General features: G+C 64.0%; 21 protein-coding genes. 14 read left to right on the plus strand and 7 right to left on the minus strand.

Going from position 1 to position 20220, the window contains the following annotated elements:
• Entirely contained in the window at positions 1-1233 is a 1233-nt protein-coding gene (locus A5756_RS06060) for a cytochrome P450 (protein ID WP_066948900.1), read from the minus strand.
• 92 nt (positions 1234-1325) lie between these two features.
• Here A5756_RS06060 and A5756_RS06065 point away from each other — a divergent pair, with 92 nt between their 5' ends.
• Positions 1326-1955 (plus strand): TetR/AcrR family transcriptional regulator, encoded by a 630-nt coding sequence (locus A5756_RS06065; RefSeq protein ID WP_066948903.1) that lies wholly within the window; start codon positions 1326-1328, stop codon positions 1953-1955.
• 5 nt (positions 1956-1960) lie between these two features.
• On the opposite strand, the gene A5756_RS06070 is transcribed toward A5756_RS06065, so the two are convergent.
• From A5756_RS06070 to A5756_RS06080, 3 genes are all read right to left on the minus strand, one after another.
• Positions 1961-2776 (minus strand): mycofactocin-coupled SDR family oxidoreductase, encoded by an 816-nt coding sequence (locus tag A5756_RS06070; protein ID WP_066948906.1) that lies wholly within the window; start codon positions 2774-2776, stop codon positions 1961-1963.
• Between the two features lie 4 nt (positions 2777-2780).
• Positions 2781-3863 (minus strand): dihydrodipicolinate reductase, encoded by a 1083-nt coding sequence (locus A5756_RS06075; protein ID WP_066948913.1) that lies wholly within the window; start codon positions 3861-3863, stop codon positions 2781-2783.
• A 65-nt stretch (positions 3864-3928) separates the two neighbouring features.
• On the minus strand, positions 3929-4717 hold the full coding sequence (locus A5756_RS06080) for an SDR family NAD(P)-dependent oxidoreductase (RefSeq protein WP_066948915.1): 789 nt from the start codon (positions 4715-4717) through the stop codon (positions 3929-3931).
• A gap of 213 nt (positions 4718-4930) precedes the next feature.
• Between A5756_RS06080 and A5756_RS06085 the strand changes: the two genes are divergently transcribed.
• Entirely contained in the window at positions 4931-5530 is a 600-nt protein-coding gene (locus A5756_RS06085) for a TetR/AcrR family transcriptional regulator (protein WP_066948917.1), read from the plus strand.
• A 12-nt stretch (positions 5531-5542) separates the two neighbouring features.
• On the opposite strand, the gene A5756_RS06090 is transcribed toward A5756_RS06085, so the two are convergent.
• Positions 5543-6646, minus strand: coding sequence for a dihydrodipicolinate reductase (locus A5756_RS06090; RefSeq protein ID WP_066948920.1), 1104 nt, complete (start codon positions 6644-6646; stop codon positions 5543-5545).
• A 385-nt stretch (positions 6647-7031) separates the two neighbouring features.
• Between A5756_RS06090 and A5756_RS06095 the strand changes: the two genes are divergently transcribed.
• The 9 genes from A5756_RS06095 to A5756_RS06130 all read left to right on the plus strand — a co-directional run bounded on the left by A5756_RS06095 (position 7032) and on the right by A5756_RS06130 (position 14299).
• On the plus strand, positions 7032-7679 hold the full coding sequence (locus A5756_RS06095; protein WP_197505325.1) for a hypothetical protein: 648 nt from the start codon (positions 7032-7034) through the stop codon (positions 7677-7679).
• A gap of 260 nt (positions 7680-7939) precedes the next feature.
• Positions 7940-9475 carry a nitric oxide reductase activation protein NorD gene (locus tag A5756_RS06100; RefSeq protein WP_066949139.1) on the plus strand — a complete coding sequence of 512 codons (1536 nt, stop codon included), beginning with the start codon at positions 7940-7942 and terminating at the stop codon, positions 9473-9475.
• Positions 9472-10281 (plus strand): CbbQ/NirQ/NorQ/GpvN family protein, encoded by an 810-nt coding sequence (locus A5756_RS06105; protein ID WP_066948927.1) that lies wholly within the window; start codon positions 9472-9474, stop codon positions 10279-10281. The genes A5756_RS06100 and A5756_RS06105 overlap by 4 nt, the downstream gene beginning before the upstream one ends.
• A gap of 14 nt (positions 10282-10295) precedes the next feature.
• Positions 10296-10424 (plus strand): hypothetical protein, encoded by a 129-nt coding sequence (locus A5756_RS26610; protein WP_255360743.1) that lies wholly within the window; start codon positions 10296-10298, stop codon positions 10422-10424.
• Positions 10421-11119: a hypothetical protein gene (locus A5756_RS06110; protein ID WP_066948930.1), complete on the plus strand. Its 699-nt coding sequence runs from the start codon at positions 10421-10423 to the stop codon at positions 11117-11119. The genes A5756_RS26610 and A5756_RS06110 overlap by 4 nt, the downstream gene beginning before the upstream one ends.
• Before the next feature lie 18 nt (positions 11120-11137).
• The gene (locus A5756_RS06115) at positions 11138-11569 is read left to right on the plus strand and encodes a hypothetical protein (protein ID WP_066948933.1); all 432 of its coding nucleotides are present in this window, start codon (positions 11138-11140) and stop codon (positions 11567-11569) included.
• Positions 11566-12618, plus strand: a complete 1053-nt coding sequence (locus A5756_RS06120; RefSeq protein WP_066948936.1) for a dihydrodipicolinate reductase — start codon at positions 11566-11568, stop codon at positions 12616-12618. Before A5756_RS06115 ends, A5756_RS06120 begins: the two co-directional genes overlap by 4 nt.
• A gap of 15 nt (positions 12619-12633) precedes the next feature.
• Positions 12634-13056: a hypothetical protein gene (locus A5756_RS06125; protein ID WP_066948938.1), complete on the plus strand. Its 423-nt coding sequence runs from the start codon at positions 12634-12636 to the stop codon at positions 13054-13056.
• A 13-nt stretch (positions 13057-13069) separates the two neighbouring features.
• Entirely contained in the window at positions 13070-14299 is a 1230-nt protein-coding gene (locus A5756_RS06130; protein ID WP_066948946.1) for a cytochrome P450, read from the plus strand.
• A 26-nt stretch (positions 14300-14325) separates the two neighbouring features.
• On the opposite strand, the gene A5756_RS06135 is transcribed toward A5756_RS06130, so the two are convergent.
• A complete protein-coding gene (locus A5756_RS06135) occupies positions 14326-14883 on the minus strand; it encodes a TetR/AcrR family transcriptional regulator (RefSeq protein WP_232005327.1) in 558 nt (185 codons plus the stop codon).
• Between the two features lie 203 nt (positions 14884-15086).
• On the opposite strand from A5756_RS06135, the gene A5756_RS06140 reads away from it, so the two are divergent.
• From A5756_RS06140 to A5756_RS06150, 3 genes are all read left to right on the plus strand, one after another.
• A complete protein-coding gene (locus tag A5756_RS06140; protein WP_156659269.1) occupies positions 15087-15932 on the plus strand; it encodes an SDR family oxidoreductase in 846 nt (281 codons plus the stop codon).
• Between the two features lie 25 nt (positions 15933-15957).
• Positions 15958-16278 (plus strand): hypothetical protein, encoded by a 321-nt coding sequence (locus tag A5756_RS06145; protein WP_066948952.1) that lies wholly within the window; start codon positions 15958-15960, stop codon positions 16276-16278.
• A 74-nt stretch (positions 16279-16352) separates the two neighbouring features.
• Positions 16353-17585, plus strand: coding sequence for a cytochrome P450 (locus tag A5756_RS06150; RefSeq protein WP_082959992.1), 1233 nt, complete (start codon positions 16353-16355; stop codon positions 17583-17585).
• A 38-nt stretch (positions 17586-17623) separates the two neighbouring features.
• Here A5756_RS06150 and A5756_RS06155 read toward each other — a convergent pair whose 3' ends face one another.
• On the minus strand, positions 17624-20215 hold the full coding sequence (locus A5756_RS06155) for a sugar epimerase family protein (protein ID WP_066948957.1): 2592 nt from the start codon (positions 20213-20215) through the stop codon (positions 17624-17626).
• Between the last annotated feature and the right edge of the window lie 5 nt (positions 20216-20220).

Consider the following 20220-nt stretch of genomic DNA (forward strand, 5'->3'; position numbering starts at 1 on the left):
TCACCAGGTGACCGGAAGCTCTTTCATGCCGTAGATGTGAGCCTCTTTGAATCTCAGTCTCTCCGGCGGCACCGCCAGCTTCAGCCCGGGTAGTCGGCGCGCCAGCGTGGCGAACGCGACCTGCATCTCGACGCGGGCCAGGTTCGCGCCGATGCATTGGTGCACGCCGTACCCGAAGCCCAAGTGTCCGCGGGTGTTTCGGTCGGCATCGAAGGATTCAGGATTATCGACGAATTCGGCGTCCCAGTTTCCGGCAAGCAGGCTCATCATGACGACCTCGCCCTCGCGAATCAGCTCACCACCGATCATCAGATCTTCAGTCGCCACGCGATCGACCTGGCTGTGCACGATGGTGAGGTAGCGCATGAGTTCTTCGACGATGTTCGCGATGGCGGCACGGTCGTCGGTTTGTCCGAGTCGCTCGAAGACTTCCGGATGTTCCAGCAGCGCAATGGTTCCCAAGGAAATCATATTGGCGGTGGTTTCGTGGCCCGCCTGCATCATGATCACCCCGTTCATGGCCGTGGTGGCACGGTCGAGTTGGCCCGTCGCCACGTATTCGGTGACCAGGCGGCTGATCAGGTCGTCTCCGGGTTCGCGTTCTTTGCGTTTCACCAGCTCCTCGATATAGGCGTACATGGCGCCGAAGGCCTGGCCCTTTTCCGCGTCGGTGGACTTCTGGTCGAGGCCGGTCGTGGTGTTGCGTTGGAAGAGTTCGAGGTCTTCGGGCGGCACTCCCAGCAACAGCGCGATCACCATAGACGGCACCGGCAAGGCGAATTCGCGCACCAGATCCGCAGGCGCACCGTTGGCGATCATTTGGCCGAGATTGTGGTCGACCACTTCCTGGATGTGCGGCCGCATCGATTCGCAACGCCGGAAGGTGAAGTTGCTGGTCATCATGCGCCGGATCCGATGGTGTTCGGGGTCGTCGGTCCGAGCGAACATCACGGGGACTTTGTTGTCAGCGTCCGTAGGCATTATGGAGTCCGGGATGGTCTTCGCGGACAAGCGCGGATCGACCAGTGCCGCCCTGATGTCCCGGTATCGGCTGACCACCCATACCGGTTTGCCCTGGAAGATCGCACGTCGCAGCCCGGGTTGTTCGCGCCAGTCCGCGAACTCGGGTGGCGGCGCGAGCGGGCAGTGTCCAGGCCGGGGCACCGGTAGCACCGGTAGTTCGGCGTCAGGGCTGGCGTCGGCGGTTCCGAAAGATTTGGAAGCTGTTGACATAAGCCGCGTTTCCCATTAACTGTCAGTTGTCTGCCAGTTGTAGAGCGTAAAGCTCCCCTTGTTGGCAGTCAACTGTCAGTTAGGCTGTCACCATGACCGCGGTTGCAGACCGGCCGTTGCGGGCGGACGCGGCTCGCAACGTCGAGCGCATCCTGCGCGCGGCGCGCGAGGTCTACGGCGACTTGGGCCCCGACGCCCCGGTGGAGGCGGTCGCTCGCCGCGCGGGGGTGGGTGAGCGAACCCTGTACCGCAGGTTCCCGGCGAAGGCCGACCTGGTCCGCGCCGCCCTGGATCAGAGCATCGCGGAGGACCTCACGCCGATGATCGACGCCGCCCGCCACGCGAAGGATCCGCTACGCGGTCTCACTCAGCTGATCGAAACGGCTATTTCATTGGGGGCGCGCGAACACAACCTGCTGACTGCCGCGCGCCGGGCCGGGGCGCTCACATCCGACATCTCGGTTTCGCTTAACGAGGCGCTCGGCGAGCTTGCCCGAGAAGGCCAGCGCGTAGGCAGCATCCGCGCCGACCTGGTCGCCGATGACCTCCCGCGCCTGATCGCGATGCTCTTCAGCGTGCTGTCGACGATGGAGTCGGGCAGCGACGGATGGCGACGCTATGTCGCACTCGTCGTCGATGCGATTTCGGTCAACGATCGACAGCCGTTGCCGCCGGCCGCTGCGCTGCGTTACGAGATCGGGCCGAATAGCTGGCCGCTCTGAGCGATTTAGTTGATGGTCACCCCGGCGTCGACTTTGAACTCGAGCCCCGTCACATATCGGGATTCATCGGATAGCAGGAACAGCACCGCGTTGCTGACGTCGACGGGTTCCACGGCCGGAGTGGGCATCGCGTTGACGAAGATGGGAATCAGGTCGGACCGTTGCTCACCCAGGAGGGGCCCGAACGACGGCGGGACCATCCCCGTGGGGACACCGGTCGGCAGCAGGGTATTGACGCGAACGCTTTGTGCCGCCAGTTCGTTGGCCAAGGCCAGCGTCAGCCCGACCACACCATGCTTGGCCGCCGTGTAGGGCGTCTGCAGCGGAAAGCCCTTGATCGCACCGGCGGAGCTGACATTGACCAGGCTGCCGCCGCCCTGGTCGAGCAAGTGCGGTATCGCGGCCGCGCAGGTGTTCCACACCCCGATGAGATTGACATCGACCACCGTGCGCCACTGATCGGCGGTTGTCTTGTCCCAGGACGCCACAGTCAGCACACCGGCGTTTGCCACAGCGCCGTCGAGCCCGCCAAGCTCGCTCACGCCGTCATCAACGGCCGCGCGCAACTGCGCCTCGTCGCGAACATCGACGACGTAGCTCGTACAGCCATGGCCGAAATCCCGTACCAGGCGAACTGTTTCGGCCAGGTCGTCCTCTGTTGCCAGCGGATACTCGACCTGGGGCAAGGATTGGCAGACGTCGACCAGGATGAGGTCCGCACCCTCCTCGGCGAGCCGCAGGGCGTGGCCTCGGCCCATCCCGCGGGCGGCGCCGGTGATCAGAATGCGTTTACCGGCAACACGCCCCTCATGTGGTGTCACCCGGCTACCGCTCGTTCCACATCAGGCCGCGCATCGTCGCCGACAGCGGGATGTCCTCGACCCCGAGCAGTCCTTGAGGTGCGCGGCACACCCAGTCGATCGCATTGACGGCCCGCCCCGCCGTCGAAATACAGCCGGCGTCAGTGGAATCCAGTACCGGATGGGACACGTGGGTGTTGATTTCCACCCGCGGCTCACCCTCCACGACGACGCGGTGTACGCCGGTATACCCGTCGGGTGGGTATTGCCAGTCGGGCGCCGCGGCCTGAGTGAGCCGGGTGACGTGCTCGAGGGTGATCACCGGCTCGCCGTCACGTACGCCCTCGGTGGCAAAGCGCACCGCGGCCATTTGTCCGGGCTCCACCGTCATCATTGTGCATTCGATTCGTTCCGGCGTGTACCAGGGTTCGACGCGCTGGCGCACCTCGTCCAGTTTGATGTCGAGATTGTCCGCCAGGCTGCGGACCTGACCGCCCCACATCGACACGATCACCCCGGGCAGAAACATCATCGGCGAGTCATCGTCCGGCTTCGACCCGAATCCCATTGCAGCACCAGTGAACTCGGCGTCGTCGTAGTTTCCGTAATCGAAGATCTCCTGCACGGTGATCGAGGAGATGCGGGTGGTCAGGCTGGCCGCCGAATGCACCAGCGTATCGCCGGAGAAACCGGGGTCGATGCCGTTGACATAGAGCGAGGCGTCGCCGGCCGCACAAGCACGCTCCAGGGGCTCCCGCAGCCAATCGTCGGCGTGGCGCGGTGTGACCAGCCAGACCATCGACGTGCCGACGACATTGGTGCCTGCCGCGAGGAACTTGGCCATCTGTTCGATGGCTTCCATCGGCCGAGTTTCGCCCTGCGACGTGTAAACCACGCAGTCGGCGCCCAGGGCCACCAGCGCGTCGATGTCGTCGGTGGCGATGACACCGGTCGGTTCGTCCAGTCCGCACAACCGCGCCGCATCCTGACCGATCTTCTCGGCGCTGGCGGCGTGCACGCCGACCAGTTCGAGATCCGGTCTGCCGATGATGGCTCGCAACGAGTGCCGGCCCACGTTTCCGGTGGAGAATTGGATGACTCTGCGCACGGTTACCTTCGTCCTTCCAGCGGCGGATGATGCACCATCATGGCGCGTCCAATCGCGGCGCGGGGTCAGTAGTCGGGTATCGGCAGCGGCGAATTGTTGGAGTCGATGCCGCCGTCGACGTGGAAGGTCGCGTTTGTTGCGTAACAATCGCGGGTGCAGAGATATACCGCGAGCCGCCCCAGGTCCTCGACGTCGCCCAGCCGGTGCAGCGGCGTGGCCTCCTGCATCTTCTCCAGCGAACCGGGCATCAGATCCAGGCTGCCCTTCAGGCCGTCGGTGGCGAACGAACCCAGGGCGATGGCGTTGACGCGAATTTTTGGGGCGAGTTCCTGTGCCATAGCGCGGGTTAGCGCTTCCAGGCCGCCCTTCGCGACGCAATATGCGGTCAGTGCGCGGATGCCGAACCGGGCCGAGCCCGACGAGATGTTGATGATGGAACCGTGTCCGGCGCTGAGCATGTGTGGGGCAGCGAGCTGACTCATGATGAACGCCGACGTCACGCACCAGTCGAACGTGTGCCGGAAGTCCTCGTCGGTGATGTCCAAGAACCGCGCGTAGGTCGACCCACCGACATTGTTGACCAGAATGTCGATGCGGCCGAACCGCTCCATCGCGGCGTTCACGACCCGCTCCCCGTCGGGACGACTCATCGCGTCGGCCACGAGCGCCAGCCCCTTGCCGCCCGCGGCCTCGATGCCTCGAATCGTGCCGACGATGTCCGCCTCGGTGCGTGCGGTCCCGACGACCGTGGCGCCCGCCTCCGCCAAGACCCGCGCTATGCCCGCGCCGACGCCCTTCCCGGCGCCAGTGACGATTGCGACCTGTCCATCGAGGCGGAACTGCTCCAATGCCATGCCGGGGCTCCTTTGACCATGCGTGGTAAGTGCGAGTTCAATCTAGGGAGTATTGCTGACTAAAGTCAACGATATTGTGCGATCGGGATCTGTGGCGGTCGGTGCGATCCGACAATAGTCAAGTTATGCAAGCCTTTTTGGCGATAACACGGCATAATGGCTTAGTTATCCTTGGAACTCTTGCCGGAGTCGGGTCAACTGTGAGGAATTGAGATGGCTGTGACGGACCGGGTGTCGGCACGCGAAGCGAAGCGCCTGCAGACGAGGGAGCGATTGATGGGCGCCGCGATCGCCGAGTTCGCCCGCGCCGGTATGGCCGAGGCCGACGTCAGTGCCATCGTGGCCGCGGCAGGGGTTGCCCACGGCACCTTCTTTTTCCACTTCCCCACCAAAGAGCACGTGCTGCTGGAGTTGGAGCGTCGCGAAGAAGACCGGATAGCCAAGCAGTTCGCTCAATTCTTGAAGTCCAAGCACGATCTTGTTTCTTCGTTGAACGAGGCGGTCCGCTTGGTGGTCGGCTTGGAACGTCGGCTAGGCGATCTGCTCTTCAATGACTTTCTCGCACTGCATTTCTCCCAAACTCGTCCCCCTACCGAAGACGGCAGGGATCACCCTCTGATCGTATTGGTCGCCCAGGAGATCGCGCGGGCTCAAGAATGCGGTGAGACCGATCCGGACGTCAATCCCATGAACAGTGCGGTGTTCTTTCTGCTGGGCCTCTACGCCCTGTTGATTACGACCAACCACTGGCCGACCGGCCACGCCCTGCTGGAAGACTACGTCGCGAGGACATTGCGCAGCCTGAAGCCTTAACGCGCGGCGGCACTAAGGCCGTATGACGCCTCGCAGCGGCATGAGCCCGAGTTCCTTGTGGGACATGAACCCCGGTGGAGCGTCGCAAACCGCGGGAATCGCGTTCGCGGGCCCCATCGCGGTCCAGGTATAGCCGGGCAGGGCGTAGCCGCCATTCGGGTCCCGCGCCCCCTGCAAGATCAGCTCGGTGGATGAATCGCCCTCGATCACTATGCGGTAGTGGTAATGCTGGGGCCAATCCTCTTGCGGTTCAATAGCATCGAAGGTATCCATTGTGTATATCTCATGAAAAATGATGAGAGGTCTCCCCTCGACCCACGCCGTCCATTTGTGATGCTGGCGAGCGACGGTGCCCTTCTTGATCACGCCCTTGAAGCCCGGCATGTCGCTGGTCTCCCCGCCTTCGAAGGGGATGTCCCGCGTGGCGACGCCGAGCTCCACCTCGGTCGTGTACTTGTCAACCGTTTTACCCATTCCCTCCACGACCATTGCCATCGACTGCGCGAACAATGGCCATGCTTGCCCCAGCAGATTCGGGCCATCCTCAAACCCGGCCGGATCGCTCCCCATGCCCATCTCGAACAAGTACTTCAGCGTGTCCCGCCCGAAATTCACCACCTCGTAGATATGAATAGTGTCGATCTGACTGACGATCCGCGCCAGTGTCAGGACGAGCAGGTCGCCGGCAAAACCCGGATTCACACCACCGGCATGAAACGACGTGCCGCCCTCGTGGCAGGCGGCGTCGATCTTGTCGATGTCCGCCCGGCTGTGCTCGGTTCGATACCACCACGCGCCACCTGACGCGACGACGTTCTTGCCGCCGCGCAGCAAGCGGCACACCTCATCTGGGTCCGACCATAAGGGCGCATAGAACACGCAATCGGCATCGAGTGCCTCGACGACAGCCTTGTCGTTGGTCGCGTACACACCGGTCGGTGCTTTTCCGCACAGTTCGCCGGCGTCCTTGCCCACCTTCTCCGGACGATTGCACAGCACTCCGACCAGTTCGTAGGCAGGGTTGTGAACAAAATGACGGAGCGCGATCGTCCCGACATTGCCGACGCCCCACTGGATTACGCGATACTTCTTCTCGGGCGGCGACTTGGGTGTCATCGCTACTCCTCTTGCAGGGCCGGAACGGCTGAGTGCTCGCTGAGCGTAGGCGCGCCTTGAATGGTGTGTCAACGATTCAGGGCTGACTTTTGTCAGTAATAGCCCGCCGGAGCTGCAGCTTCAGCGGCGGCAGTTCGCTCGGATCTAGCCGCTGAACCGGCTAATGGCACTGTGCAGCAGTCGGGACCAAAAGATCAACTTCAGCTTTCATGCGGCGGTGTCGCGGCCTTCTGCTGACTGTAGTCAGCCTGTTATAGTGCGGAAGCCGATCCAATCGGATGGAGGGTTCGTGAATCTGCCGAAGCTGCGACAGCGTGATGCCGGCACTGGCACGGGAGCCGGGCCAGGTGGCGCTGCCTCACCGGGGCTGACAATCGACGAACACATGGAGCGGTCGCAATACGCGCAGCGTCAGGCCGACAAGTGGCTTATCTCCGGCAGTCTCCTGATCGGCACCGCCGCCCTCGGCGTCTTCGGCCTGCCACTGTTCCTCTGGGGAGTGCGGTTACTGCGCAGAGCCCAACGGGATGGGCTTTCCGTCCGTCCAATGCTGGTCACGTTGCTCGGCTACCTGGTCATCATCGACGCCGCGATCAACACTGTCGGATGGGCACTCGACCTGGTGGCAAGCCATACTCTGCTGGCCCGTGTGCTGCTGAACGGGTGGGGCAACATGTTCGACGCCGGTTACTTCTGGCACTACAACGAACTCTGGGTCGGCGGCGCGGCCGGTCCTGGCGAAAAAGCCATGGAGGTCGGTCTCATCCTGACGGTCTTCACCATGCGAATCGCGGCGGCGATCGGCTTCCTGCAGATGAAGCGATGGGGCCATCAGTGGATGGTCGTCACCTGCTGGATGGGCGTGGTGATTTGGATTACCTACGTCTTCAACATGACCATGTTCGCCGACGTGCGCTTCGCCGGCGTCGTACTGCCGGTCGTCGGCTGGTGGCTCTACGACATCTTCTACATCACCCCGTTCCTGGCAATCCCCTATCTGCACACCGTCAACCGCGAACTCTTCTCCGACTGACATGCGCGACGTGGAATCCAGTCGACAAGCCGATCGCCGGGGAGTCTCGCTGTACCGAGAAAGTTTTCGAGATCTCAGCACGCATCGCATGACTACGTCACCGAGGAGGTCAAATCGTGGGCTATGTGTGGGAAATCCTTCGCTACGTCGCCGCGTGGGGCGGCACCGGCCTGATCATCTGGTTCTGGTATTGGCTGTTCTCCAACATCGGTACTTTCTGAACGGTGGACCGGGCCGCCGGAACGCATGGGATGCCCCTGATGGCTGAAGATTCCGCGGCGATGGCCCTGGAACGGAGCTGCTCCGTGACGGCCGTCGCGCTCAGTGAGCAACGTCGCGAGGGCGTCCGGCTCGTCACCGGTGATCGGCGTTGCTTCGGTCTGAATGCCGCGCTCACGTTCGTTCATGTTCCCTACCCCGCGACCGGCCTGTCGAACCCCGGCTGGACACGCAGAACCCTGACATGCGGTGTGGCCCTTCAATGTTCGCCGTCGAAAGAACGAATCACCGAATATCGTCTGAATGAGTTGTCCGCTCGCGAGCTGCGTGCGCTCACGCTTGTCGAAGCCGGCGTCGCGCTTGGCTGGATAGCATCGCGATGGCCGGGCCTGCTGCCCGAGCTGCAGCGGCTGCTTCCGGAGATCGATCCCGAAGCCGGCGATATGGCCGCGGAACACATGCTCAACAGGGCAATTGCGTTGGCGGCCAAAGAGCAGGCATTGACGGTTCATCCACTGCTGGGCAATCTGCCGCTGGCTTACACGATGCCGCAGGGGGTGACCGACCGGTTGCGTCGCAGCTTCGGCAGGATGCCATGGACGACAACGCAAAAGCGCCTTCCGCGGCCGTACTCGGTTCCCGTCGGCGGCGACGGCGGCGTCCGCAATCCCAACCTGCCACCGCCGAGCCGGCCCCAGGACAACGATTTCGACGTCACGCCAGAACACCGGCCCGGTATCCCCTATCCCGAATGGAACATGTGGACAAAGCGGTTCATGCACGACCACGTCGCCGTGATCGAGCGTGCAGACGCCCGGCGCAGTCGCCGTCCTGTGCCAGTAGCCGTCGACGTACGGAAGTGGTTCGAAGAACACACCCATCGTGCGATGACAAATCGCCTCGAGGACGGCTCCGACCTCGACGTCGACCAATACGTCAACCACTACATCGACCTGACCACCGGCGAAGCCAAGGAGCCGAAGATATTCCGTGAGTTGCTGCCCAGCACCCGTGACGTCACGACGGCAGTACTGCTTGACGGCAGTTCCTCGCTCGGGGTGCACGGCGGGCGAATCTTTCGACTGGAATTGGCCTGTGCCGACGCGCTTTCGCGCGCCATGACACTGGCGCGCGAGCGACACGGCGTCTTTGTATTCACCGGCAATACCCGCCATCGGGTCGAGGTCCATTGCCTCAAGGACTTCGAAGACCGCCGGCTGGTGGCTCCAAGCGGGCTTGGCCTGCCCACCCGCGGATACACCAGGCTCGGCGCGCCGCTGCGCCATTTGACGAGCCGACTCCTGGCGCACGCCTCCGAGCGTCGGCTGCTGATCGTCATCGGCGACGGCCTGATCTCCGATGAAGGCTATGAAGGCCGGTACGCCTGGGCGGATGCCGCGCACGCCGTCGAGGAGGCTAACGACGCCGGCGTGTCGACGTACTACCTCGGGGTCGGACCGACCCGGGTTGATCCCCTTCCCGAGGTGTTCGGTCCCCGACGGTCGCAACGAATCCAACGTGTAGAGGAGCTCCCGAGGGTGTTGGCCCATGTCCATCGTGAACTGGTCGCCGCATGAACGCTGCCACCGATCTCTATTTCGCCAACGGCAACGAAGTTCAGCTGTTCGAGCAGGCCTTCCGCCAGCGCATGCCCGTGATGCTGACCGGCCCAACGGGATGCGGCAAGACACGTTTCGTCGAGCACATGGGCCTGCTGTTGCAACGACCGGTCGTCACCATCAGTTGCCACGACGACCTCACCAGCTCCGACCTCGTCGGCCGCTTCATGGTGACCGGTGGCGACGTGGTGTGGACCGATGGCCCGCTGACCCGGGCCGTGAAAGCCGGCGCGATCTGCTATCTCGACGAAGTCGTCGAAGCTCGCCACGACTCGCTGGCCATCCTGCATTCGCTCACCGATCACCGGCGTGCGCTGTACCTCGACCGCGCCGGCGAAGTCGTGACGGCACCGGACACCTTCATGCTGGTGTGTTCCTACAACCCGGCGTATCGCAGCTCGCTCAAGGAGCTCAAACCGTCGTTCCGCCAGCGGTTTGTCACACTCGCGATGAGGTATCTGTCCCCCGAGCGCGAGGCCGAAGTGATTGTCGCCGAGGCCGGAATTCCCCTCACGACGGCGCGGCGGTTGGTCGAATGCGCGGTTGCCATCCGCACGGCCGACGAAGCCTTTCACTTCGAGCCGCCGTCGACCAGGGTGTTGCTCACGACCGCGCACCTGATCGCCGCCGGCGCAACCGAATTGGATGCGGCCGATGCGTGCATACTCGCGCCACTGAGCACCGACGGCGCAGTCACCGACGGACTTCGTGAAGTCGCGGCAGCCAGCCTGGCCGCCACCGACGCCCCGAGCGCGACCCCATGAGAAAGGAGCCCGGCATGGACCAACAGGAACAGAAGCGCAAGAGGGCGCTCATCGTCTTCCAGATCTTCATCTACGGCTACCTGCTGGCGATGTTCGGCATCCAGCTGTACATGTCATTCGCCCGAGGGTGGTGGGACCTGTGAAACCTGTTGCCGCGCAGGCAACCGGCTCGGTCAGCTTCGAGGATCACCACGACGAGTCCCGCCAGGCACAGCGCCGCGCCGACAAGTGGATGATCGTCGGCGCGGCATTGATGGGCATGTGGGCGCCGGGCCTGATCGGATTCCCCATCTTCATGCGCGGGGTGTGGCTGCAGCGCCAAGCGCTGCGCGCCGGCCTGTCGGTGCGGCCCATGATCGTGACGCTGATCGGTTATCTGGTCCTCATCGACGGAATGCTTAACAGCCTGGGCTGGGCCCTGGACCTGGTCGCCAACCACACGTTGATCAACCGGGTCCTGATGGTGGGCTGGGGCAACATGTTTGATGCGGGCTACTTCTGGCACTACAACGAGCTCTGGGTCGGCGGCGCGGCGGGACCGGGCGAGAAGGCCTACGTGGCCGGGCTGATCCTCACGGTGTTCTCCATGCGGGTCGCCGCGGCGATCGGGTTCCTACAGATGAAGCGGTGGGGCCATCAGTGGATGGTCGTCACCTGCTGGATGGGCGTGGTGATCTGGTCCGCCTACGTCTTCAACATGACCATGTTCGCCGACGTGCGGTACGCCGGCGTCGTATTCCCGGTCATCGGCTGGTGGCTCTACGACATCTTCTACATCACCCCGTTCCTCGCCATCCCCTACCTGCACACCGTCAACCGCGAAATCTTCACCGACTAGGCCTCAAGGAGCTGTGCCATGACCGCACCGTCGCCCACCGAAGAACAAGAACCGACCACGGATCTCGAGCCGGGTACCACGCCGTACTACGCACGCATGCACAAATGGATCAAGCGGGCCGTCTTGGTATGCCTGGTGGCACTCGTGCTCGAAGGTGCGTTCACGTTGCCCTTCATGGCCGTCTATTACGGCTACCCCACGCTTAGCCTCACCCAAATCTGCAGCGAGCTGCTCAAGATTCGCTACTCCAACGACACCCTGGAGTGCAAGTATCCGTACCCGCCCTTCGGGCCGCCGGAGGGCGCCGAGGGCAAGGCCACCGCGCAGGACGTGTGGGGCATCCAGCCGATACCGAAATACCACAGGCTCGGGTTCCGCGAACTCGTCAAGATCCACAACGATAGGCTCGCCCGCCAGGCCGCCCAACAGCACGCAGGGTCACACCCTTGACGTACCGCGTCGTCCAGTGGACGACGGGAAACGTCGGCAAGAGTTCGGTGCGGGCGATAGCCGCCAATCCCACACTGGAGCTCGTCGGGTGTTACGCCTGGTCGCCGGAGAAGGCCGGGCGCGATGTCGGCGAGCTGTGCGGAATCGAAACCCTCGGCGTGAAGGCCACCAACGACGTCGAGGCGCTGCTCGCGCTGAAGCCGGATTGCATTATCTACAACCCGATGTTCGCCAATGTGAACGAGCTGGTTCGCATCCTCGAAGCAGGTATCAACGTGGTGGGCACGGCCGGGTTCGTCACCGGCCATTTCCTCGGCGAGGGCCGCGAGCGGATCGCGCGGGCGTGCGAAGCGGGCGGATCGAGCATCTTCGGCACTGGCATCAACCCCGGCTTCATCCAACTGTTGACCATCGTGTCCGCGGGGCTCTCCGACCGGGTGGATAAGGTTTCGGTGCTGGAATCCTTTGATACCACGATCTATAACTCTCCGGCGACCGAGATACCCATGGGCTTCGGCTATCCGATCGATCAGCAGGACCTCCCGGCCGTCACCGAGAAAGGATCCGGCATCTTCCGCGACGGCGTGTTACTGCTCGCCGACGCCCTCGGCGTCGAGCTCGACGAGGTCCGTTGTCAAGCCGAGTACGCCCAGACCACGGAGGATCTGCACCTGCCCGGAGACTGGACCATCGCGAAGGGTTGCGTCGCCGGCATCCACGTTCGCTGGACAGGGATACTGGCTGGTCGAGAGGTCATCGAAATCGGCGGCCAATGGCGAAAAGGACAGACGCTGGAACCGGATTGGCCGCTGGACATGGGTTACACGGTCGAGGTGCAGGGCCGCCCGACCATCAGAACCACGCTGAGTTTCCTCCCACCGCCGGACTTTGACGGTACGACGTTGGACGACTACATCATGCTGGGCCTCACCATCACCGCAATGCCGGCGATCACCGCGATACCCGCCGTCATCGCCGCGCCGCCCGGCATCACCACCTACACCGACCTACCGCTGCTCCTTCCGCGCGGAGTCTTGACAACCAGTTGAACAGAAAGCCGGGCCATGACCGCAAAGCAAGAACCGTCGCTGCATCATGTCGTCTTCGCCGTGGCCCCGGAACGACATGCCGACGCGACGCAGATGTTCAGCGATCTGGGATTCGCCTTCGAGCCCCTTCAGCTGACCGAGCTCGGCTTGGACATCGACCTCGACTGGAGTCGGGGTATCGAGCTGATCAGCCCGATACCCGGGTCGACCGGGCAGGTGGCCGGCGCGGTGGCTGAGTTCCTGCAACGTCACGGCGACGGCGTGTACACCGTGGTGATCGGAGTGCCGGACGCCTCTTCTGCTGACGCTGTGGCCGAGCGCTACGGTGCGACAGCTCGATTCCGGCAGCACTTCGAGGGCGAGGGCTCCTACCTCGACGAAAACGACGTATCGATCCTGGGCCTGCCCCTGACGTTCCTGGCGACCAACATTCCGTGATTGGAGTAGCACCGTGACCGTCAACACCGCACCAGCGAGCGTCTTCGACGCCGATCTACCGACGCTGCGCTACGACGTTACCGACACGCCCCAGGAGATCTATCCACAATTTCGGGCCGCCCAGCAGGTGGCACCGATCGCGCTGGGTCCCGTGGGCCCGGAGGTGCTCTCCTATGAACTTGCCCGAACCGTCCTCGGCGACCCGCGATTCGTGATCCCGCCGGGTATTCACCTCACCGCCCACGGTGTGACATCGGGTGAGCTCTGGGATCGTGTCGTTGCCAGCATCCTGTGCATGAACGGCGCCGCGCATCGCCGGTTGCGCAGCCTGGTGTCGAGGGCATTCACACCCCGGGCAACCGCCCGCATGGACGAAACGATCCATGCGGTCATCAATGAGCTCGCCGACGCGGTTGTCGCGGAAGGAAGTTGCGAGTTCGTGGAGCAGATCGCGCGCCCATATCCGATTCCAGTCATTTGCGCTCTGCTGGGTGCGCCACGGGAAGATTGGCAGCTGTTCTCGAAATGGGCAGAGGACATCTTCAAAGTGGTCAGCTTCGACTGCAATCTCGCCGAGGAGGAGCCTAAGGTTCTGAAGGCCTGGGACGCTTTCGATGAATACGTCGACGCGATGATCGCCAATCGACGCGGGGCGCTGACCCACGACCTACTCTCGGAACTCATCCGGGCAGAAGATCAAGGCGATCGCCTCGACGCCGGTGAAGTCAAGATGCTGGCGTTCAGCATCCTGCTGGCCGGAACCGACACCACCCGAACGCAGTTGGGCGCCTCGATGCAAGTATTGTGCGAGCACCCAGAGCAGTGGGCGTTGCTCCGCGACAAGCCCGAGCTCGGAATGAGAGCCGTCGAAGAAACGATGCGCCACTCCCCGTCGATGTGCAGCACCCTGCGCAGTGTCACCGATGACGTCACAGTCGGTGACTACACCTTCCCGGCCGGCACCTTCATCATCGTGAACACCTATGCCGCCAACCGTGATCCGTCGATCTACGAGGACCCCACCCGCTTCGACATCACTCGCAACGATCCGCCGCCCATCTTGACCTTCGGTGGTGGAGCTCACTACTGCCTGGGCGCAAATCTTGCCCGGCGGGAACTCTCTGAAGCGCTCAAGATTCTTTCCCGCCGCCTGACGCATCCGCGGTGCACCGAAAAGCCGCCGTGGCGGCCACTTCTCGGCATGAGTGGGCCCACGCGCCTACCGCTCGAGTTCGATACCTGAAGCGCGATAGGTGGGGTGCCAGAAGCTCAGTTGTGCGGCGAGATGCCGCACATCAGTGTGTCTATCAGTCCGTAGTAGCGTTCGGTGGTTTCATGGGCTGATGTCGTAACGCTGAGCATCCGGTAGAGCGTGGCTCCGATTAATGCGTCGGCGGCGGCTTCGACGTCGGCATCCCCCCGAACCTGGCCCACCGAGATTCCGACGCGTAACCGATCTGACACTGCATCGTGGAAACGGCTGGTGAGTTGGCGGTATAGGGTGTCGCGGTCGCTCAAGTCTTCAGCAGCGGCAGCAGCGAGAGCGCGGATGAGGGCGACGTTCTCGGCAGCCGAACCGATTTCGGCATACGCGCGCATCCATGTTCTCAAGTCCTCGACCGTGTTTCCCGTGTCCGGAAGCGCGAAGTTGGTCTGGTCGTAGGCCTGCATGACCGCCTCGGCCACCAGGGGACCTTTTGACGGCCAACGTCGATACACCGTTTGGGTACCCACGCCGGCGATAGCGGCGACCTTGTCCATCGAGACTCCGCTGTAGCCGGCTTTGACGAGAAGCGACCGGGTGGCTTCCAGGATCGCCTCGTGCACAGCCGCGCTCCGTGGTCGTCCCCGCCGGGATTGGCTCACATAGAGAACCTAGAGCAATTGCTCGACGTCGCGCCTAGGCAACGGCGCCAAGATGTGTCAGGATTAACGAGAAAAAACATCTCGTAATTCACCGGTAGTCATCGCTGACCCGGCTGCACCGGCCACTAACGCGAGGACCGGCGTCAGGTTCTAAGGGCAACTACATGCACGAGCAGCTGTGCGTCATCACCGGAGGCGCGGGTGGCATGGGACTGGCCGCGGCCAAGATCGTCGGGCAAGACCGGCTGGTCGTCGTCAGCGATGTCAGCCCTAGCCGGCTGGAGGCGGCGTCAGCCGAACTTCAGAGCCTCGGCATCGACTGCGTGGCGGTCGACTGCGACGTGACCGACCGCTCTTCGGTCGCCGAGCTGATCGCCACCTCGACATCGTTGGGCTCGGTGACCTCGGTGATCCACACGGCGGGTGTCAGTCCCAGCATGGGCGATGCCGAGCACATCCTGCGCATCAACGCGTTGGGCACGGTCCATGTCAACGAGGCGTTCCTCCCGCTGGCGCGTGAGGGGTTCGCCATCGTCAATGTCGCGTCCATGGCCGCGCACATGTTCCCTCGGCTGCTCATCCCCAAGTGGCGGTTCAAGGACGCTCTGCGCAACGAGGACCGCTTCATGGCGAAGGTGACCTCGGCCTGCAACATCATGCCGACCGGAATGCGCCCCGGTTTGGCGTACTCCATCAGCAAGAACTTCGTGACGTGGTACTGCGCCTCTCAAGCGGCCCGATTCGGCAGCCGCGGTGCCCGGATCGTCTCGGTTTCTCCGGGCAGCATCGACACCGAGATGGGCAGGTTGGAGGAGCAAGCCGGATCGGGTGCGATGGTAAAACTGGCCGCGTTGAAGCGCTTTGGAAAGCCCGAGGAGGTCGCCGAAGTGCTGGCTTTTTGCGCTTCGACCAAAGCCGGCTACCTCACCGGTGTGGACATCGCCTGCGACGGTGGCGTTCTGGCGGCGTTCACGCTCAAGAACATGATCGCGACCGCGCGCAACGCGTAGCCCCGCGAAGAAGGACAACATCGCCATGGCGGACATTGACACTCGCGGCGAACGCGCACGCCGAGCGCTTGGCCTACTGGGCGGCCTGATCGGCATGGCGCACTTCCTCGTTCCGTGGATCTTCGATCCCTTCAATCGCCTCGGTTTCCCCCACCACGCTCGCACTTTCACATACGTCAACGGCGCGATCGAAACGGCGCTCGGCGTTCTCATGCTGCGCCCGCACACGCGTCGACCAACGCCCATATTGTCCGTTTGCTACATCACCTACTTGACGATCAGCATCCTTCGTACCCAACTCCGCACGCGACGCGGCGACGGTCGCCCAGTTCAGCGATCAGAATAGGAACGACGGTGTCGATCACAGAGACCGCCCAGAAGGCGACCGAAACCCTCAGACCAGTCGCTGGTCTCGTGCGGATGAATGTCGCCGCCGCCGTCCGGACCCGCCGACGCGGCTACAACGGTTGGACCGGCGCGATCAACACCGACTACGACCCGCAGGACCCTGCCACTGCCGCGGACCCGTTCGACGCGTACCGCACCCTGCACCGAAGCGGCCGCGTGCACTACAACCCGAGGCGGGCCGCCTTTATCATCAGCCGCCTTGACGACGTGCGGGCCGCGTTGCGCGACACCGAACAGGTCACCAGCACCCAAGGGGTAACGCGCCTGCGGATGTCCGGCTCATTGGCGGTGCTCACCGATGGTGAGGAACACACCCGGCTGCGCAAGCAAGTCCAGCCCGGATTCAGCAAGGGCGCCATGAAGTCATGGCAGGAGATGACCGAGAAGCTAGCCATCGAATTGGTCACCGATGTGCTGAATGACCAAGGCTGCGATGTCGTGCAGCGCTTGGCCATACCGATGCCAATACGCTTGATCGCCCAGATCCTGGGCGTACCCGACACCGACGTCGGCGACTTTCGTCGTTGGTCCGAACGCGCCGTTGGAGTCATGGAACTGAAGCCCACGCTCTCCGGTGTCGTCGACGCGGCCAAGTCGATATCAGCGATGGTGGCGTTACAACGTTATTTCACAAGCCAATTCGCAACCGGCGGACTCAAAGGGTCCAACACCGTGCTCGGGCGGCTCATCGAGCACAACACCGACGGCAGCCTCACCGACACTCAGCTTCTGCTGATCGCCATCCACCTACTGATCGCAGGCAACGAGACCACGACCAACCTCCTGGGCGGAATGTTCGACACGCTCGCCCGCCATCCTGACCAGTACGACCTGATCCGCAACAACCCCGACCTCATCCCCCTCGCCGTCGAAGAGCAGTTACGGGTCACCACACCCATCCAAAACCTCTACCGCTACACCCGGGCCGACTACCGGATCGGCGAGGTCACCATCCCCACCGGATCACGTGTGCTGCTGTCCTTCGGCGCGGCCAACCGCGACCCCACCGCGTTCGACGATCCCGACGAGTACCGCGCCGACCGCGACCCGCGTGCGCACGTCGCCTTCGGCTACGGCGCGCACATGTGCCTGGGAGCACCGCTGGCCCGAATGGAAGCCCAAGCCGTACTACGGCAACTCGTCACTCGCGTCGCCCGAATCACTCCAGCGGGTCCGACGCAATGGTCGAGCCACAGCTCGCTACGCGGACCGACCCGCTTGCCGATCCGCCTCACCCCCGCCTGACGTAGACCATTGCTGGTACGCCGAGGAGAGCCAGCCTCCTAAGTGGTCACTTCGAGCACTTGTATTTCGCCGGTCGTGCCGTCGACCTCGACAAGCGCGCCGGGCGGCAAAGTCTTGGTGGCGCCCGCAACGTCCACTACACACGGGAATCCGAACTCGCGGGCCACCACCGCGGCGTGTGACATCGGGCCGCCGAGTTCGGTCACCACGGCGGCGGCGTAGCAGAATGCCGCGGTGTATCCGACGTCGGTGACCTCCGCGACAAGGATCTCGCCGGGCTGCAGGTCGTCGATCGTTTCGGGCCGCACGATACGCACCCGGCCACGCACCTTCCCCCCGCACACGCCGACACCGCGCAGCGTTTCCCCGCTGGTGAGAGCCGCCGACGTCGTTGTGGTGGGTTGCCAGGTCCCACTGAACACGGTCGGCGGAACCACGGCGGCCAGCCGGCGTTGTTCGGCCCGGCGCCGGGCCACCAGCTCGCCCACATCCGGCGGCAGCGCATCGAGCTCGTCGACGAGCAGATAGAACACATCGTCGGCGGTATCGAATGTCCCGGCCTCGACCAACCTGCGCCCGTACTCGCGCATTAGGTTCCGTAACACCCAGTTGGCCCGCACCACCTTGTCGCGGCGTACCTCGCGGTCGCGGAGCTGTCGCGCTGCCAGCTGTGCGATCGGCTTGGCGTGCAGTGGAATCGGGGCTCGTTGCGGCTGGGGCGGCGGCGGGACACTCATGGCTCTGGTCACCATCCGGACCAGCAACTCGGGATCATCGGCGTAGCTGATCGACAGCATCTCGAGTTCGGCGGGGCCACGATGCCCGATCAGCGCAAGCTCGGCCAGTACGGCGGCGTGAAACTCCGGCGCCTCGACGGCCAGCTTGCCCAGCCGCTCACCCGGTTCGGCCAGCAGCGCTGTCACTTTCGGGTCGCGCTGTGCGGCAACCACCAACCTCCGCATTGCCTCGACCGAACGCGCGCTGACCAGTTCTGGGCCCGCCGGCGCAGCGGTGTCTCGACCACACAGACCGCGCAGCAGGACGTTGAACGCGGCGCACAACATGAACGACGCGGATGCCAGCACCCAGCCGTGCACCACGTCGTCGCGCGCCAACGAGATCAGGCTGAGCAGCCGGCCTTCGTCCAGCCGGGTGACGTCGTCGGCCAGGCGTTCCAGGTGATCAACATCGGCAACGAACTCGTGGGTGTCTTTGGACGAACCGCCGGACAGGCCGATGAGGTTGACGCCGAATACCCCGATGTTACGAACGGTCCGCAGTTGCTTTCGGATGCGGCTGGTTTCGGAGCGTGGGCGCTCCGCACCGAAGATCGGCAACGATGCCATGCTGGGGCCGAAGAATCCGCTGTTGCTGACGATCATCGCGGGCTTGGCAAACGGTACGGTTTCGGCCATGTAATGCGCCGAGGTGATGGCACCGTAGAGCCGGTGGGCGAAAACGGCGACGGTCCGGGTGGCGATTTCGCGCTGGACGATGCCGCCGGGCCGCAGCCGCTCGGCGATGGCCACGCCGCCGGCGCGCAGCCCGCGCACGGTCACCGATGCTGACGCCGGCGAAAACGGGCCCGGTAGCGCCTCCGACAAATTGGTGGCCAGGAAGGTCGGAAAGCGCGGGTCGATCGGGGTATCGAACTCGCCGTTATCTCCCACTGGGCCAGCCCAATTGGGTTTCACCCCGTCCTCGGTCGGTGCGTCAACGGAGGGGAGATCGCCGATGTGGGCCATCCGCCAGGGCACCGACACCACCCGCTTGCCCACCGTTACCCGGCCGCGCACCGCGAGCGCCAAATCTTCGACACATTCACCGGAGTTCCACGCCGGCCGGAATCCCCACTGCTCACGCAACCGCGCGGTATCCATGAACGCCGCGCCGTGCACCAGTTGCAGCTCGGCCAGCTCGAAGCCGAACCGCACGACCGGGCGTCCAAGCGCCGCGGCGAGGCGCTGGAACGTCAGCTCGCCCGAGGCCGCGAGATTAACGGGGCCAGTGCCGATTTCGGTGTCCACGATCGCCCGGTTGAATAGCCTGAGGGCGTCGTCGAGGTGCACGATCTGCATGAGACGGTCGGCCGACCCGTCGGGGAACACCGGCAGGGCCAGCAGCCGACGCACCCAGTTATCGACGTTTCGGCCGACAATCAGCGCGGAGCGGACCGCGACCCATTCCAGTCCCGACTCCTCGAGCATCTGCTCGACCCGGGCCTTGCATTGGCCCTCTGCGCTCACCGGCGTTCTCGCATCGTGCTCGGTCTTCGGCGCGTCTCCCCCACCGTAAACATGTGGCGACGATGCGAAAACGATCCTGCTGGCCCCGGTTTCGGCCACCGCCCGCAGAACGTTGCGGGTGCCTTCGACGTTGACCTGGTGGCTGATCCGGGCGTCGGCGCCCGGGCTGTTCGCCCACGCGCAGTGGGCGACGACGTCCGCGCCGGCGATCGCGCGGTTGACCGCATCGGCGTCCCGGACGTCGGCTGCGACGAATTCGGCTGCACTGGGCCAACTTTCGGGCCGATGACGAGCGAATCCGGTGACGTCGTGGCCCTGGCTGAGCAAGCGGAAGGTCAGGCCCCGGCCCAGCACGCCGCCGGCGCCGGTGACGGCGACTCTCACTGATT

The organism is Mycobacterium sp. 852002-53434_SCH5985345 (assembly GCF_001667155.1).
Taxonomy (GTDB): domain Bacteria; phylum Actinomycetota; class Actinomycetes; order Mycobacteriales; family Mycobacteriaceae; genus Mycobacterium.

Bases quoted from the DNA above. Each gene is read 5' to 3' on its own strand.
- A5756_RS06060 (WP_066948900.1), bottom strand. From the start codon at position 1,233: ATGTCAACAGCTTCCAAATCTTTCGGAACCGCCGACGCCAGCCCTGAC.
- A5756_RS06065 (WP_066948903.1), top strand. From the start codon at position 1,326: ATGACCGCGGTTGCAGACCGGCCGTTGCGGGCGGACGCGGCTCGCAAC.
- A5756_RS06080 (WP_066948915.1), bottom strand. From the start codon at position 4,717: ATGGCATTGGAGCAGTTCCGCCTCGATGGACAGGTCGCAATCGTCACT.
- A5756_RS06085 (WP_066948917.1), top strand. From the start codon at position 4,931: ATGGCTGTGACGGACCGGGTGTCGGCACGCGAAGCGAAGCGCCTGCAG.
- A5756_RS06090 (WP_066948920.1), bottom strand. From the start codon at position 6,646: ATGACACCCAAGTCGCCGCCCGAGAAGAAGTATCGCGTAATCCAGTGG.
- A5756_RS06095 (WP_197505325.1), top strand. From the start codon at position 7,032: ATGGAGCGGTCGCAATACGCGCAGCGTCAGGCCGACAAGTGGCTTATC.
- A5756_RS06100 (WP_066949139.1), top strand. From the start codon at position 7,940: ATGGCTGAAGATTCCGCGGCGATGGCCCTGGAACGGAGCTGCTCCGTG.
- A5756_RS06105 (WP_066948927.1), top strand. From the start codon at position 9,472: ATGAACGCTGCCACCGATCTCTATTTCGCCAACGGCAACGAAGTTCAG.
- A5756_RS26610 (WP_255360743.1), top strand. From the start codon at position 10,296: ATGGACCAACAGGAACAGAAGCGCAAGAGGGCGCTCATCGTCTTCCAG.
- A5756_RS06115 (WP_066948933.1), top strand. From the start codon at position 11,138: ATGACCGCACCGTCGCCCACCGAAGAACAAGAACCGACCACGGATCTC.
- A5756_RS06125 (WP_066948938.1), top strand. From the start codon at position 12,634: ATGACCGCAAAGCAAGAACCGTCGCTGCATCATGTCGTCTTCGCCGTG.
- A5756_RS06140 (WP_156659269.1), top strand. From the start codon at position 15,087: ATGCACGAGCAGCTGTGCGTCATCACCGGAGGCGCGGGTGGCATGGGA.
- A5756_RS06145 (WP_066948952.1), top strand. From the start codon at position 15,958: ATGGCGGACATTGACACTCGCGGCGAACGCGCACGCCGAGCGCTTGGC.
- A5756_RS06150 (WP_082959992.1), top strand. From the start codon at position 16,353: ATGAATGTCGCCGCCGCCGTCCGGACCCGCCGACGCGGCTACAACGGT.